General features: G+C 38.0%; 11 protein-coding genes. 2 read left to right on the forward strand and 9 right to left on the reverse strand.

The annotated features are described in order from the left end of the window. Nucleotides 1–425: 425 nt before the first annotated feature. Nucleotides 426–3,200, reverse strand: coding sequence for a DNA polymerase I (polA, locus tag GGG_RS0116530; RefSeq protein ID WP_010116864.1), 2,775 nt, complete (start codon nt 3,198–3,200; stop codon nt 426–428). A 167-nt stretch (nt 3,201–3,367) separates the two neighbouring features. On the opposite strand from polA, the gene GGG_RS0116535 reads away from it, so the two are divergent. Then, nucleotides 3,368–6,925 carry a DUF2339 domain-containing protein gene (locus GGG_RS0116535; RefSeq protein ID WP_010116866.1) on the forward strand — a complete coding sequence of 1,186 codons (3,558 nt, stop codon included), beginning with the start codon at nt 3,368–3,370 and terminating at the stop codon, nt 6,923–6,925. Nucleotides 6,926–7,090: 165 nt separating this feature from the next. Here the strand turns inward: GGG_RS0116535 and GGG_RS0116540 are convergent, their stop codons facing one another. Beyond that, nucleotides 7,091–8,026: a mechanosensitive ion channel family protein gene (locus GGG_RS0116540; RefSeq protein WP_010116867.1), complete on the reverse strand. Its 936-nt coding sequence runs from the start codon at nt 8,024–8,026 to the stop codon at nt 7,091–7,093. A 15-nt stretch (nt 8,027–8,041) separates the two neighbouring features. After that, nucleotides 8,042–8,863 carry a hypothetical protein gene (locus GGG_RS0116545; RefSeq protein WP_010116869.1) on the reverse strand — a complete coding sequence of 274 codons (822 nt, stop codon included), beginning with the start codon at nt 8,861–8,863 and terminating at the stop codon, nt 8,042–8,044. Nucleotides 8,864–8,963: 100 nt separating this feature from the next. On the opposite strand from GGG_RS0116545, the gene gspE reads away from it, so the two are divergent. Then, nucleotides 8,964–10,451 carry a type II secretion system ATPase GspE gene (gene gspE, locus GGG_RS0116550; RefSeq protein ID WP_010116870.1) on the forward strand — a complete coding sequence of 496 codons (1,488 nt, stop codon included), beginning with the start codon at nt 8,964–8,966 and terminating at the stop codon, nt 10,449–10,451. Nucleotides 10,452–10,783: 332 nt separating this feature from the next. Here the strand turns inward: gspE and GGG_RS0116555 are convergent, their stop codons facing one another. From GGG_RS0116555 to GGG_RS0116580, 6 genes are all read right to left on the reverse strand, one after another. Further along, complete coding sequence (locus GGG_RS0116555; protein WP_010116872.1) at nt 10,784–12,100, reverse strand: hypothetical protein; 1,317 nt, start codon at nt 12,098–12,100, stop codon at nt 10,784–10,786. A 285-nt stretch (nt 12,101–12,385) separates the two neighbouring features. Beyond that, entirely contained in the window at nt 12,386–12,811 is a 426-nt protein-coding gene (locus GGG_RS0116560) for an organic hydroperoxide resistance protein (RefSeq protein WP_010116874.1), read from the reverse strand. A 214-nt stretch (nt 12,812–13,025) separates the two neighbouring features. Then, nucleotides 13,026–13,850 carry a carbon-nitrogen hydrolase family protein gene (locus tag GGG_RS0116565; protein WP_010116876.1) on the reverse strand — a complete coding sequence of 275 codons (825 nt, stop codon included), beginning with the start codon at nt 13,848–13,850 and terminating at the stop codon, nt 13,026–13,028. 35 nt (nt 13,851–13,885) lie between these two features. Next, nucleotides 13,886–14,410, reverse strand: coding sequence for an anti-anti-sigma factor GigB (gigB, locus tag GGG_RS0116570; protein ID WP_010116877.1), 525 nt, complete (start codon nt 14,408–14,410; stop codon nt 13,886–13,888). Nucleotides 14,411–14,523: 113 nt separating this feature from the next. Next, nucleotides 14,524–15,492: an RsbU family protein phosphatase GigA gene (gene gigA / locus GGG_RS0116575; RefSeq protein WP_010116879.1), complete on the reverse strand. Its 969-nt coding sequence runs from the start codon at nt 15,490–15,492 to the stop codon at nt 14,524–14,526. 122 nt (nt 15,493–15,614) lie between these two features. Next, nucleotides 15,615–16,562, reverse strand: coding sequence for a VacJ family lipoprotein (locus GGG_RS0116580; RefSeq protein ID WP_010116881.1), 948 nt, complete (start codon nt 16,560–16,562; stop codon nt 15,615–15,617). Between the last annotated feature and the right edge of the window lie 167 nt (nt 16,563–16,729).

Raw genomic sequence — 16,729 nt, forward strand, 5'->3', positions numbered from 1 at the left:
GAGGAGGAAGGAGGGACTTAAAATGCTTTCCTGACTGACAATAGCTAGTCATGTCCTTTTTATGCCGATTATTCATGAGATAGTGATTTGAAATGTAAAAAGAATAGCCATTCAAAGTTTTATATTTAAAGTTTATATGTAGGGATTAGCCCACTGCGTCTTGCACTACAGTTAAAGCATTGCTTTAACTGAGCTCAGGCTCGAGGTACTTTTGTTTCGGCAAAAGTACCCAAAACCATTGTCATCCGCAAAACTCGGCAAATACCAGTTTCTAAAAGATGGATCGCAGAACCATTAAATAGCAAATTTAGTCTTGCCTCAAACACGTTGCGGATGACATTTCCGCGTATCAATTTACTTCTTAAAACATATTGAAAAGCTTTTAAGAACAACTCGCATATAACATCAGATAATTAATCAAGCTATCAATGCGCTTCATCCCAATTGTTACCTTTACCGACTTCAACCACTAAAGGTACAGATAACGTCACAACTTTTTGCATCACATCTTGGATTTGTTCAGCCAATTGATCTGCAATTGTCTCATCAACTTCAAAGACCAATTCATCGTGTACTTGTAGCAAGAGTTTAGCTTGATCATGCGGTAAGATTTTATTGACTTCAATCATTGCCATTTTAATGATTTCTGCCGCAGAACCTTGTAGTGGCGCATTAATCGCTGCACGTTCAGCACCTTTACGCACCATCATATTTCGAGCATCGATATCTGGTGTATATAAACGGCGACCTGTAATTGTTTCCACAAAACCTTGTTCCAACGCCACTTGACGAGTACGTTGCATGTATTCATAAATACCTGGGTAACGATGGAAATATTGCTTAATATAGTTTTGAGATTCTTCACGTGTAAAGCCAAGTTGACGAATCAAACCAAATTCAGACATACCATAAAGTAAACCAAAGTTCACGGCCTTCGCTTGACGACGTTGATCATTGGTCACATCTTCAAGTACGACACCCAAAACCTCTGAAGCTGTACGGCGATGTACATCTTGTCCATGCTTAAAGGCATCAACCAAAGCATCATCTTGTGAAAAATGGGCCATTAAACGCAATTCGATTTGAGAATAATCGGCAGCAAGCAGTACACGTCCTTTCGGTGCGATAAAGGCTTTACGAATTTGACGACCAATTTCCTCACGAACAGGAATGTTTTGTAAGTTGGGATCGGTAGATGATAAACGCCCAGTCGCCGTAAGTGCTTGATGGTAACTGGTATGAACACGATGTGACTCAGAATTGGCTTGTTTAACCAAAGCTTCAGTATAAGTGCTTTTGAGTTTGGTTAAACCACGATACTCAATAATTAATGAAGTAATGGGATGGTCGATTTTTTCTAAAACAGCTTCGGAGGTACTGTATTGCCCAGTCGCAGTTTTCTTACCACCTTTTAAGCCTAATTTTTCAAATAGGACTTCACCAACTTGTTTAGGTGAGCCGACATTGAATGATTCACCAGCCATCTCGATAATTTGATTTTCTAAGCTTTGAATCGTTTCAGCAAAATCTACACTGAGTTGATCAAGGAAACTTAAATCGAGTTCAATCCCATTCTCTTCCATCGTTGCCAAAACACTGGCAACAGGCATTTCGATATTATGCAAAATAGCGCTTAATTCAGGAATTTCTTTCAGTTTACGGTCTAAAACTTCATAAAGACGATACGTCACATGAGCATCTTCAGCAGCATAATGTGCTGCTGTTTCAAGCTCAATTTGATTAAAGGTTTTCTGCTTTGCACCTTTACCTGCAACTTGTTCATAAGTTGTGGTCAAATGAGTCAAATAGACACGAGCAACATCATCCATACCATGACGAGTGGCAACAGAATTCAACACATAAGAAGCCAGCATGGTATCGAAATACCAGCCCTCAAGGTGAATACCGTGATTCTCAAAAATATGCGCATCATATTTTAAATGATGACCAATCTTTTCAACTTTTGGATTTTCTAAAATCGGCTTAATTTGTTTGAGAATGACTTCACGATTCAGTTGTTGTGGAGCGCCCTCATAATCATGCGCTAAAGGAATGTAGTAGGCATCATTGGCATCGAAAGCCACAGAAAATCCGACCATTTCAGCAATACGATAATCTAAACTGGTTGTTTCAGTATCAATCGCAAAACGCTTTTCAGTGCTTAAGCGCTGAAACAATTTGTCCCAATCGGCTTGGCTTAAAACGGTATGATATTTTGCTTCACCTAAACGATCATCAATACTGCTACTGGTTGCATGGTCAGTTACAGCTTCTGTAGTTGTTGCTTGATCGGATTGCACAGATTTTTCAATCTGCTTAGACGCTTGCTGATAAGTTCCGTTGTTTGGATTATTTGGGTGATCTAAAGACTGCAATTGATTACGGAATTCAAGTTCAGTGTACAAATTACGCAATGCTTCAACGTCAGGATCACACAGTTTTAAATCTTCATAAGTGAGGTTTAAATCTAGATCGATAATAATACTTGCCAGTTGATGGTCTAATGCAATCCCTTCGACATTGTCTTTGATGCTTTGACCTACTTTGCCTTTAATGCTATCGACATTTTCTAAAATGCCACCGATTGAATCATATTCATTCAATAGCTTAGCGGCAGTTTTTGCACCTACACCCGGCACACCACGGATACCGTCCGAAGCATCACCCATCAACGTTAAATAATCGATAATTTGGTCAGGACGTACACCAAACTTTTCAATGACGCCAGCAATATCCATTGGCTTGTCTTTGAAGCTGTCTTCAAGGGTAACCTTTTCAGTTACCAACTGCGCCATGTCTTTATCACCTGTCGAAATCAGGACTTGATAGCCTTCTTTCTCAGCTCTTTTGGCTAATGTTCCAATGATGTCATCGGCTTCAGCACCGGGTAACATATGTAAAGGAATACCCAATGCACGAATTAAAGCATGTAAATACGGAATTTGTTGAGCAAGCTCTTCGGGCATGCTTGGACGATCACCTTTATAAATTGGTGAAAGTTCATGACGAAAAGTAGGTTCTGGTGTATCAAAAATAACCGCCATGTGTGTAGGTTGAATACGGCGCATGAGTTTTTGAATGGCAGAAATTGCGCCACGGATTGCATTGGTCTGTAATCCAGTTGATGTGGTTAAAGGTGGGAGTGCATGAAAGGCACGAAATAAAAAGTATGACCCATCGACCAATACAAATGGTGGCATGGCAATTTCTCTAATTGATTAAACTGGCTATAGTGTACATTGAAAATACGTACTTCGACTAAAGGGTGTTGCGAATAAAAACAATGTAATATGATGCTTTCTATAAAATGTATAAATAATTTGATAATTCGTGATGTAAATCTATAAATAACCGATCAAGGAAATCTATGCATTCACAACAAGAACAGCGTGGTCAACAAGGTTCTCATTATCGAACTAACCATTTTCGTACCAGCACGTCGAATCGTTATGGTTGGTTAGCGAAATTGAATCAGTTTGCTCTGGCAGGGTTTGTCTTGGCAATGCTTGCGATAGATGAGCAAGGATGGATTTGTGGCATAGGTGTATTCTTCTGTTTTATTCTTATTTTTGTGTTTAGAGCATTGTCTGAACAGCAAAATATGATTCGTTTTCAACAAAGACAAATTCAGGATTTAATTGCAGCGCAACAACTCAATAAACCGACTGAATCACAAGCTCCGATTGTTGAAGCCCGAATGCATGAAGCTATGCAGAGCGCTGAAAAAGCTGAACAAGAACAACTAGTCGAAATTCAATCTTCAATAGATCACAAAACCTCCATTCCGTTTGATCATCCTGTGCCTACGATTGAAAGTGCAAATGACCCTAGCATAGCCATACCTGATTCGGATGCATTACAAATACATGAGCAGGGTACAGTATCTGAAAACCCTCATGTGATTACGAGTGCTGAGCGTAATGCAGAGCCATTATCCAATATTCATTCGGAGATCAATCAAGATTCTGATGTACAACAAAAACAGCAATCTTTATCCAAAGACAGCCAGTTAAAAGACAGCGATCTTCTCAAAGACTTAAAAGGCATGACGTCTTTATGGAGTGCTTTTGTTGATTGGTTTAAGGGTGGCAACAGCATTGTTCGTGTTGCGATTATTATCTTATTCATCGGTATTATTTTATTACTACGTTTTGCCAGTGAATATTGGCAACCGACTTTGACCAGTAAAATGGTGGGGATCGCTGTTGCTGGTGTTGTTATGACGGTCGTTGGATATCGATTACGGCATAAGCGTTATGGCTATGCGATTAGTGTACAAGGGGCAGGGCTAGGCATACTTTTCTTAGTGCTATTTAGCGCGTTCAAATTGTCTGTGATTACTTCCGTTGGATTGAGCTATGGTCTGCTGATTGTATTATTAGTAATAACTTTGCTTTTAGCATTACGACAAAATGCGCTAATTCTAGCTTTTATCGCACTGGGCAGTGGTTTTGTTGCACCTTTTATTTTAAATACAGGCAGCAATAATATCCCTGCTTTATTTAGCTATTATTTGGCTTTAAATATAGCGCTTGCAGTGATTGCATTCTTTAAACCGTGGCGAATTTTGAATACAGTTTCGCTGTTGGCAACGTTTGGTGTCGGTGGTTTAAGTATTTGGGCCAAGGCTCAGCCAGACCAATATTCCATATTAACTGTGTTGGTGTGGCTACATTTTGCTTTATATCTGTTCATTTCTATACGTTACAGCTTAAACATTGCAAAATATAAAATTGCTTTTAAAAATATACCGTTGATTGATACAGGTTTAATTTTCGCTACGCCGTTTATGGCATTTACCTTGTATGCAGGATTGGTTTATCACAGCGCTAGCCGTTTGAGTTTGGCGAGTGCTGTACTGGCATTGGTTTATTTTGCGATTGGTTATGTTTTACATAAAAAATATCAATCCCTAACCTTATTGATTCAAAGTTTCTATGGTTTGGGATTAACCTTTTTAGCTTTGGTTTTACCTTTTGCTCTGGATGCACAATGGACCAGTACAGGATGGGCGGTTCAGGCACTGGCTTTGATTTGGATTGGTTGTCGTCATCAGCTTAAAAATAGCGTGTTGTTTGGGCTTGTTTTATTGGGTTTAAGCGTTGGTTCTTGGTTTAAAAGTATTTTTATCGATGAAAATATCAGCTTACTCGCAGTCACATTCTTGTGTTTTGCTTTGATGGCAAGTTTATATATTTTCTACACACCTGAATTGGATGAATCAGCTTCTAAATCATTTTCTAAGCAAGATATTGCCGAGAATGATCAATCGGACTCGGCGCTTCAACATAAGTTTAGCGCAGTTTTTAGATCCTTGATTGAGATGACACGAGTCTCTGGTTTTATTGCATTACAGCTTATTGTTCTAAGTTATAGCTGTACGTTGTATAGAATGGAGTTACTTGATCACAATGCAATATTGATGGTTATTCTGACCATTATGGCGATTGGAATTGCATGGCGAATACATCAAGTTCAACGACAGATTTCAACAACAGTACAGTTATTTGCAGGCTGTGGATTATTTTACTTTGCCATGATTCCCGTCATGTTGTGGCAGGCGGATATTATTTCACTTTGGTGGACAGTCCAAGCTTTAGTTATGGTGATGTTCACCAGTCGTTATGCAGTTGTAGCTTTAAGAAATTTTGCATCAATTATTCTATTCTCAAGTGCATTAGCGGTCGTTGTTGCGATTTTCAATGATGATGCTTTACGTTATTTTTCTGCGACATTATTAATTTGTAGCTTGGCTGTTTCAGCCTATTGGTTGAGATATCAAACTCGGCCTGTAGGCATGTCATCGGATCGTATTTTTGCATGTATAAGCCTGTTGATTTCATTCCTATTTACGCCGTATTTGGCGTATCAATTGTTTGATGTGCTGTCATGGGATCTGCGCAGCATTACATTGCCAATGTTATTGTGGTGGGCGGTCTTAACCTTGATCTATCGGTTTAAACAGCGTGTATTGGATCAGGTTTGGTTATTTTTCACAGTCGCATTATTGCTCTTAGGTACAGTTGAAATTGCTTTAGTGAGTCTATTTGTTGTTGATGATTTCCAGTTTTGGACAATTTCAGCGCAGTATCATTCAGCGATGTTAATGACGATTGTCATGTGGGAGATTGCCTTTATTTTTGTTTTAAAAGTATTTACTGCACAACTCAGTCGACCTTTAGCCCAATTTCTTATGTTCATTGCAGTTGTATTGATGGCAATATTTGGCGGTTTGCTTGCATCAAATACACTGTCGTTTACACCGCTATTGTTATTGTTCCCAATCGCCGTATTACTGGCTTCTTTGAAAATTAAACCTTTCCAATTTTTACAAGATTATTGGGTGAATAACATTGCTGTAGCTGGATTAGGTTTAGTTAGCTTATGGGCTGTGAGTTTGTTCCATGATGGGCGTTGGAATTTAAGTTATGTGACTGTATTGAATCCAATTGATCTATTGAGTATTGGACTGTTCATTATTTTGATTGTTTCGATTAAACCGATATTGCAAGGACAGCAACGTAGATTACAGATTGCGAGTGTAGCAGTGGTGATTCTGACAGGTTTGATGTTGATCAGTAGTATCATGTTGCGCAGCTTGCATCACTTCTTACAGCTCCCTTATTGGTCTGTGGATGCATGGCAAAATGGAACGGTTCAGGCCAGTTTAACCATTCTGTGGGTGGTTTTAGCACTTATTCTCACGACATTTGCCAGTAAAAAAGCCTTACGTCATGTATGGATGATCGGGATTGCAGTATTGGCATTGGTGATTGCTAAGTTGATTTTCTTGGATCTTTCTCATACGCATACCATTACTCGAATTGTCTCGTTCATTGGCAGTGGTTTGGTGATGTTGGTAATTGGTTATTTTGCACCTTTACCGCCTGCACACAAAGATTCAAGTACTGAAAATAAAGGTTAAAGTGAAGTTGAAAATGATGGTTTTATGAGGTTAATAATTTAGAGCATGATTTGTTATTGCTGAATGCTAAATAGAGATAGCCCTATTATTAGATATAAGGCTATCTCTATTTTTCATGGTGATTGGTGTTTAATCATCATGCTTAAAATAAATTTTTAATAATTTTTACAACTGCTTATCTTGCTTCTTCTCTAATTTAAGATCTTGAGCATTGGCGTAGTCATCAAGATCTTCATTGGGAGATGCTTCAGTGACTACTGGGCGATCCACAAAGCCAATTTTAGGTACAGCAATTTCAATTTTATTTTCAACAAAGCGATTTCGGATAAATTCATGGATTTCATCTTTGACTTGTAAATAATTGTCTTGCTTACACCATAAGGCAAACAGAATTTCAATGGATGATTCACCAAATGCAGAAACAGTGACATGTGGTTTAGGATCGGCTAAAACCAAGGGATAAGCATTTGCAATATTGATTAAAACCTCACGGACTTTGTTGATGTCTTCATCAAAGTTAATGGGCACAATAATCGGTAAGCGCCGTATAGGGAATTTAGATAAATTGTGTACGGGGGCGCGAATTAACTGTTCATTCGGCAGTCGTACATAAACATTGTCTAAAGTTAAAAGCTTGACCGAAAGTAGGTCAATTGAAATCACTTCACCTTCAATGGTGTTCCCACGAATGAGGGTGAGCTGAATCGTATCACCAACTTCAAAAGATCCTTCGCCGATCAGAAATAATCCACTAATCAAGTTCGAGGCTGAAGTTTGTGAGGCAAAACCTAAGGCAACCGTCAAGATACCTGCTGCACCTAAAAATACGCTGAGCTTAAAGCCTGCTTCTTTTAAACTGGCAATGACAAACAGTAAGAAAATAAAATAGAAAATACCTCTACGCCAAACCAAACGTTGATGTGCATTAAAACGTGCACCAATGGTTCGAATAAAAGTATTAGAAACAACTCTTGCAAGAACAAAACCGACAAAACATAAAATCAGTGCAACGGCAATTTCACTGAGACGGTCTACATTCACATTGGTAAATATGCCTTTCAAGCTGTCTGCAATGTCTTTGGCAATATTGGATTCAGCCATATTTTTACCTCAGCCTTAGAAGAATGAATCAAACATATTGAACAATGCGCCACCTGGAGAACGTGGTGGATGTACATAAGTTACTTCACCAGCCAATGGTGGAGTACGATTTTCAATTCTCACACGAGCAGGGCGATCATTCCCTTCATATAACACTTTGATTTGTGAGGTCCAAAGTCGTCTGGTACTTTCACTATAAAAAAGTGGGAGGGCAGGCACAGGGACATTCATGCGATCAAAACGCAATTGATGGCTACTGACATTGTGAAAATCTATAGGTGTTACCGCGCGGAAAGCACGTGGACGCAGTAAATTAAGCTCAGTACGCCCATCGACAGAAGTGGCATAACACATTTCACCATTTCGTTGATCAGGGCCAAACCAAGTGTCTTTGGGTTGAATAACTGGAATATCAAACAAAGGTTCTTTCTGTGCTTGTACAAAGCCAGAAACCCAAAGTGGCGTACTGATAAACAGTGTTCCTCGTTGTCCTGCTGGAATGTAAATGGGATCAACTGGGCGAATCACCACAGAACGATCTGCCAATCGAGGCATCAACCGAAAGGTGCTATGGGTTTCCCTAAACATATAGCGTTCAATATGCACAGGTTCAGGAAATCCGAAATTAACATCATGAATCTGATGCCATTGCTGCTCATAGTCATATTGGAAATGCGGGCGATAATATTCCAAACGCCATTCTTGCATACCACGTGTGAGTCGCAGCATCATTGAACCGAATTGCCAAGCTTTGCATTGCGAAAGCTCAAAGTGTTGCTCTCCCCACCATTTTAAATCAGGGAGTTCTGGCTCTAGATGTTCATTCTTTTTAGACAAAAGTGTTCATCCTTATCATTAAATCTTCAAAAACAGACTTCACGCTGTCATACGCATAGAGTACACTCAAAGCAATTTTAATCATTAATATAAGTTGTAAATGCAAGTCCTTAAACAATTACAAATACCATATAGTTTTGCAAAACGGCATGGAGTGCTGTTGCGTTATGAGGGTGACCAAGTTTTTATTGTTCGTCGTCAGGATACCGCACAAATTGCGATTCAGGAAGCACGCCGCTATCTTGGTCGTACAGCACAACATCAATTATGTAGTGAAATTGAATTTAATCATATGCTCAGTTCTAGTTATGCAGGAGAAACTGGGGAATCTCAACAAGTTGCAGCAGGTTTGGAAGATCATCCCGACTTGCTCAGTTTAGCGGATCAAGTCCCTGAAACTGAAGATTTGATGGATCAAGAAGATGATGCGCCCATTGTCCGTTTGATCAATGCTCTATTGTCAGAAGCGATTCGAGTCGGAGCTTCCGATATTCATATTGAAGCCTTTGAAAAGAAATTATCTGTACGTTTACGTGTAGATGGTCAATTGCGTGAAATCGTACAACCACGCCGTGAGCTTGCACCGTTATTGGTGTCACGTATTAAAGTTATGGCGAAACTGGATATTGCCGAAAAACGTGTTCCGCAAGATGGTCGTATTTCTCTACGTTTAGCAGGACGTGAGGTCGATGTCCGTGTTTCAACCTTGCCGTCATCGCATGGTGAACGTGTGGTGATGCGTTTGCTCGATAAGCAAGCAGGGCGTTTGAATATGACTCATTTGGGTTTGATGCCGCATGATTATGAGCGGTTAACTCAATTGGTTCATCGTCCGCATGGCATTATCCTCGTGACTGGGCCTACAGGTTCTGGTAAGACCACAACACTTTATGCGGCTTTGTCTGATCTGAATGATGGCTCAAAAAATATTTTGACTGCCGAAGATCCGATTGAATATCAACTTGAAGGGATTGGACAAACTCAGGTCAATACCAAAGTGGATATGACTTTCGCACGTGCTTTAAAAGCCATGTTACGTCAAGATCCTGATGTGGTAATGGTCGGTGAGATTCGTGATTTGGAAACCGCAGAAATTGCAGTTCAAGCCTCTTTAACGGGTCATTTGGTTTTATCTACTTTGCATACCAATACGGCGATTGGTGCAGTAACACGTTTAAAAGATATGGGTATTGAGCCGTTCTTATTATCGAGTTCTTTGATTGGTGTAATTGCGCAACGTTTAGTTCGTACTTTGTGTTCGCATTGTCATACGTGGCGTGATGCAGATCAATTTGAAAAAGATGTGTTTAGACCTATCAGCACGGATTTGAATTTGCAATTACCTGTACCGAATGGTTGTGATCATTGTTCGCATACGGGTTTTACGGGGCGTACTGCGATTTATGAAATTGTCCCGATTGATGAGCCTATGCGCCGTTTGATTCATGGTAATGCTGCGGAGTATGAGCTTGAGGATTATGCACGTAAGGATTATGGTTCAATTCGTGATGATGGTTTGCGTAAGGTGTTAGCAGGTAAAACCACGATGGAAGAGGTTTTACGTGTAACCAATGAAGCGGCGGAGTGATGTGTTTGTTTATTGCACCTAATTAAAATCGTGGAACAATGATCAAATACTTAGACGTGGAACGTGAATAATCACAGGAAAGCTGTTCCAGTGCGCTGAACTATGGAGCTGCTTTAACTAAGATATTGATGCTTATAGGAAAAGTTTAAGCATTTCGCATAAGGTGTATTATGTTAATTTTAGGAAAACTTACCATTAATTCAACTATTCAAAAAACTTCATAACCTAAAGAGAGACCATTAGGTCTCCCTTTACTAAAATTCACGTGCATCACATTAAATTAATAGGGTATCCTGCTCTGTCATCCACATAACAGTTCTCTATATAAATTCTTACTGTTCTCTACAAGTCGTATTCATCCCAATATTGATACAGTTATAAGTAGACTTATGTTTATTGAGCGCTGGGAAACTCTGGGTAGGTGTGTTATTACTGAAATTTTTATACATTTCTGCTTGTTGATTATAGCTATTCGCAACTCCGTTACTTACCTCAGTAATTGCATTAAATAAAGCAGTCCAGCCCTCTTGAGTCTTTTGTTGCTGCGCTAACCTTAATTGTTCTGCTTGTTGAACTTGAAGTTGTTGATTAGCCATATATTGTTGTACATCTGCTAATTTTTTTTGCTTTTGCTGATTTACAAATACCTTTCCTTGCTCGATTTGATTATTAAAGACTCCTAAAGATTTATAAGGAGAACAAATTGCAAAATAATTATCTTTTCCAACTTCTTTAAGATAGTTAGAAGAAGTACAAGTTAAATTGATATAAATATTAACCTTTTTTTCAGCACTCAAAGTATTTCTTAAATCTATATCATTGGTATTACTTGTTTTCTTATCAAGGAATGACATTTTATTTGTAATGAAATCCTGTAAATTCTGAGAAGGGGCTACTAAAATTGGGGCATTAGAACTCAAATCGATAAAGTTTTTTCTACCATTATTAAAAGATTCAAATGTATATAGTTTCTTCTGTTTCGCTTGCACTACTAATTGCTGTTTTAGTAAAGGATCGGAATTATAAATCTGTTCACTTATATTTAATCCACCTGTACTTGCATAGAATTTTCCTTGTATGCCTGCATCATCGAAAGACATTTTTTCATACATCTCCTTATGATCGTAGTCACGAAAAATAATACTTTTTTTAAACACATTGTTATTATCTAGCATACCTTGGAAGAGCAGTATATTTTTAGGTGAATTTTCCAAGTAACCTATATGGAATCTTTTATTAGCTTTATTAAATTGATAAAAATATTGAGGTAGCTTTTTTCCTCCTTCATATTCTCCAATAGCTTCAACATAGGTTTGTTTACCAATAGTAAATTCTCTTCCTAATCCTATTGCGAAACCATCTTTACATTCACCATCCCAATAGAATTTCACAGTAGGGTCATTTTTTTTAAATAGCGATGATGTAAATATTTTACATTTAGACTTTTGAGTATCAACCCAAGTTTCATTTTCTGTCTGAGGCTGAGGAAGGTTAATTTGAGATTTTATTTGTGTATCTTCATCTAAGTATCTCTGAAAATCCGATGGGGACATTGATTTTACATGTGCTTGATTTCTTAAAGGAGCAGAAGAATTGCAACCATATAATGAAAATATAACAACAACCCCAATAGCAATATTTTTCAACATTTTTATAGCATCCGATTTACTGAAAATAATAAAAGGTATAAATGGTGAAATTATAAACTACTTCTTAGAGAGAATAAGTTTATACAGTCTTTATTTTTGATTATTTTAAAAAATTGGAATTTTCCACTAGATCCATGCCCATTTAACATAATGGTGCTTATGCGAAATGTTTTATATTTTTAATATCAATTGTTTGATCAATTTTAAAACACCTATTCATAAAAGAGCCAATTAGAATCTAATTGGCTCTTTTAGATATAACTATCTGAATTATTTATTAAAAAATTAAACAATCACATTCAATGTCACATCAATATTACCACGAGTTGCATTTGAGTATGGGCAAACAATATGTGCAGCATCAACGAGTTTTTGTGCTTCAGCTTGCTCTAAGCCTTCTAAATGAATATTTAAAGTGACTTGGATACCAAAACCAGTTGGAATAGGGCCAATACCTACATCACCTTCGATAAAAACATCAGGGGTAATTTTTAAATGATCACGATTCGCAACAAACTTCATCGCACCAAGAAAACATGCTGAATAACCCGCTGCAAAAAGCTGTTCAGGGTTTGTACCACCACCTGCACCACCCATTTCTTTAGGTACAGCTAATTTAACATCTAAAATACCGTCTGAAGATGTGGCACTACCATCACGACCGCCTGTTGCTTTTGCATGTGCTGTATAAACTACTTTTTCTAAAGACATTTTGATTCCCTGAATATTTTATCGGAATCATTATCCTGTCTTAAATTAAAAAAAGAATAAGCAGTGTTTTTGTAAAATTATGATTATCTTGAGCATGAACCAATAAACTTTGATTTGTTTGCCTGAATCGTACAAAAGAGAAGAGTTTAAATGCAATTGTATTTTTATTTAATTTTGATCAATCGCAGGATCAATTTTGAATTGAATTTACAACTTAGAATGTGATTAATTTTCGATGTTGCATCAATGGCATAGATGCACGAATTGAATTTTGCTCTTCAAGATCAAAAGGTACAGTAATCAATTGAGCACCTTCTGCATCGACAATCTCTAAAATCTGTCCACGACTATTCGCTGCACCTGCATGTCCCCAAGTTTGACGTTTTTCACCATGCCAACCCTGTTGAGCTGCACCAAGTACCTGACATTGACTGTCCATTGCACGAGCTTGAAGCAACAATTGCCAATGCATTTGTCCAGTGGTAAAGGTAAATGCAGCGGGAGCTGTCAGGATATTTGCACCTTGCGCTCGAAGTGTGAGAGCAAGTTCAGGAAAACGCAAATCATAACAAACCATTAAGCCGATATTGCCAAAAGGGGTTTTTGCAACTACAGCATCTGTACCAGGTTCAAAGAATTTAGATTCCTGATAACCGCCCACAGCATCACCCACCTGTACATCAAACAAGTGAATTTTGTCATAACGTGCTTCAGTTCGTTCAGGGCTGATACAGAGGCTTACTGTGCGTACACGACCATCTGTAATGATTGAACCATCTGGGCGAAATGGGCAAGGCAAAGTCCCAGCAACAATCCAAATTTGATATTGCTGTGCTAATTGCTCAAGACGTTGTTGAAATTCTTCAAAACGCTCAGCAGTTTCCCTTTGTTTACCTGCGGCAAAACACACAAAATTTTCAGGAAAAACAATCAAAGATGCGCCATCTGCTTTACTTTGTTGAATCAACGACTCAATGACACTGAAGTTAGCCTCAATGTCATTTTGAGAATTCATTTGAACAACAGAAAGTAAAGACATATTGCATCCTTGAAAATATTACTTTGAAATGATGATTAAACGCTTTCCTGATTAGGCGCGGTGCATTTCATTGTATCTTGTTGCTTTTCAAGTTGTTTGACCAATGGTTCAAACATATTTTGATTGTTTTCATTGAGTTTCATTAAGGTTTTGTGCGCATCGAGAACAGTGCATAACATCGTATTATGCGTTACGTTGTCATCCAGCAACGCCTGCGTGCAAACCTGAGAATCACCACAATAATTTAAGATGACAAAAACCTGCCCTAAGCCCATGCTATTGGCTAGAGTGGTAATGTCTGGATTTGTAGACAGCATGACCGCTTGGATATGATGAACCTGTTTAAGCTTTAAGCCTAATTTGGCAAGTATTCCAAGAACTGTACTATCAATAAATGTGGTTTCGGTTAAATCAACAATAGCGCCAACGACGTTTTCTTGCTGTTCAATCCTCGCCAAAAGTTTGTCTAAGCTTATACAAGATTGGGCTCGCACTTCACCAATAAGTTTGAAGATATGCGTTCCATTCAAGCTTGCATATTCAACATGACCTGTTGACATATAAATGCCATTTGCAGAGAAGGATAGGAAAATTATCACATAGCGCAAGTCTATACTCAAGCATTTGCGTATAGGTTAATAGTCTATATTTGATTATGTTATTGAATTTTAAATTAATTCATTCTTCGAAAGCTAAGAATGGCAATATCATCGGCAACGTGATCAGGCGCACGAAATGATTGATTTTGCAAATGATAGACCAATTGAGCGAATTGTTCATTCAAACCACCTGTAAATGGTTCTAGCGCGCCATCAGAACAAATAATGAAGCGAGCATGCTTATTCAAAATACATTCGAACTCTTCGACTTCAAGATCTTCAGTTAGACCTAAAGGAAAACTACTGGTGTTTAAAACGCGAGGTGCTTGATTTGGCTCAAAAATAATTGGAGGAGGGTAATGCCCTGCACTAGACCATCGTAGTTGATGTGTTTCAAGGTTTAAAATACCAGCCAGCATGGTGATATGTTTTTCGATATTTTCTTGAACCAACATCCCATTTAATTTCTTAATCAACTCTCTTGGTGTTTTAGAACGGCCATGAAATGCAGCCATCCAAGACGTAAGTAGTGAACTAGTCACACCATGCCCTGAAACATCAGCTAAATAGAAAATAATTTCTTTATCGCTAATTTTCCAATAATCGTACCAATCACCAGACAAATAAGCAGAGGGTTGAAACAAAGTTTCAACTTTATAGTTCTGCAATTCCATTGGATTGGGTAGAAGCTTTTTTTGTAATTCAGCGGCAGAAGGAAGATCTCGGCTGTCTTGATTACGTTTATATTGAGCATCAATTTTAAATAAAGAATGTTCTAAATTTGCAGGTAAACGCGTCCAAATCCAACCTGCTAATGCACCTAATTCCCAAGCTTGAGAAAGTTCAGTACCTTCATTTTCTTTGGCAATGACAATAGTCGGTAAAGACCATTGATGTTGTAAAAAATCATGTACATCAGCAATGGTAATAATCGTAGGATCATAAAGATGAATGTCTTCAATGTTAATCATCTGTAAGCTCGGAAGAGCATTTAAGACGTGCTCAAGGCTAGAAATTTGACGACTTGGTTGAATGAAATACATAGAAGAGATTGATGATCCTGAAAATATGAACGGTTATAGCAAGTAGATTTACTATAGATAACGATACTTTGCTAGTAAAACGACACAAATTACTAGCAAATAAGTTTAACAAAATATTGTTGTTACGGAGTATCGCCTGAATCTATTGTGTCATCAGTATCATCATCTACGAAAGATACAGCTTCTTGGCCTCGACCTTTCTTTTCAGCAATTTGGAATGCTAAACGCTGTAGATAGATGTCACGGATCGCAGCATAACGGTCACCTTGCAAGACATCTTCAACTTCTAAAAGGTTAGAGCGAGAATCAATACCACTCCAGAATGTTTGCCCTAAAGCCAATCCTGTTTGATTGTTATTAGACAAAATATAAGTCATTGGCTTAGCATAACTTTCAGCAGGATAATCCAAAGCACCACGGAAAGTACTTGGTCCTAATATAGGTAACATCAAATAAGGTCCACTTGGAACACCATAATAACCTAAAGTCATACCAAGGCTTTCTTCTTCTGTACCTAAACCAAGACGACGAGCTGGATCGGCTAAACCTAAAGAAGTAATGGTATTAATTGTAAAGCGTCCGAGGCTTTTTGCAGCACGGCTAAAACGACCTTGAGCGACTTGGTTTACAGCATTCCATGGTTCACCCATATTTTTCCTAAACAAACGATATGAACTACGAACTTCGCCTGGAACTTTTTGTACATATTGAACTGCTAATGGTCGAGCAATATTACGGTCTAACATATCATTGAACTGATAAAGCTCACGGTTTAACGGCTGTAATGGATCTTTTACGCTGTCAGGCTGAGACGCATTGGCATTTACTTTTAAATCATGAGAATTAAGATTTTTAAGATCTTTTAAAGCATCAATTCTAGGATGTTTAGAATCTTGTTGTTCAACTACCGAATTTCCATCAGGAATCGCATCCGCAGTAACAGCCTCATTCGTTGCTGTTGATACAGTTTCATCAGCATCTGTTTGAGTAGATGAATTTGTTTGGGCAGATACTTGGCTTGTAACACCAATGCTGAGTAAACATGCCCAGAGTAAAGAATAAGGACGCATAGAATTCCTTGAGGTTTTCTTAATAGTAAAAGTAGTCAATAACAGTATTAAAGACACCGAATTATATTCTAACAAGAATTATCGCACGTGTATTAAAGCAAATTTGATCAAAAAATGTGAATAAATGTGATTAATGGGTAATAAATAGTCAAACACACCAAAAAAAT

This window comes from Acinetobacter sp. P8-3-8, assembly GCF_000214135.1.
In the GTDB taxonomy this organism is placed as follows: domain Bacteria; phylum Pseudomonadota; class Gammaproteobacteria; order Pseudomonadales; family Moraxellaceae; genus Acinetobacter.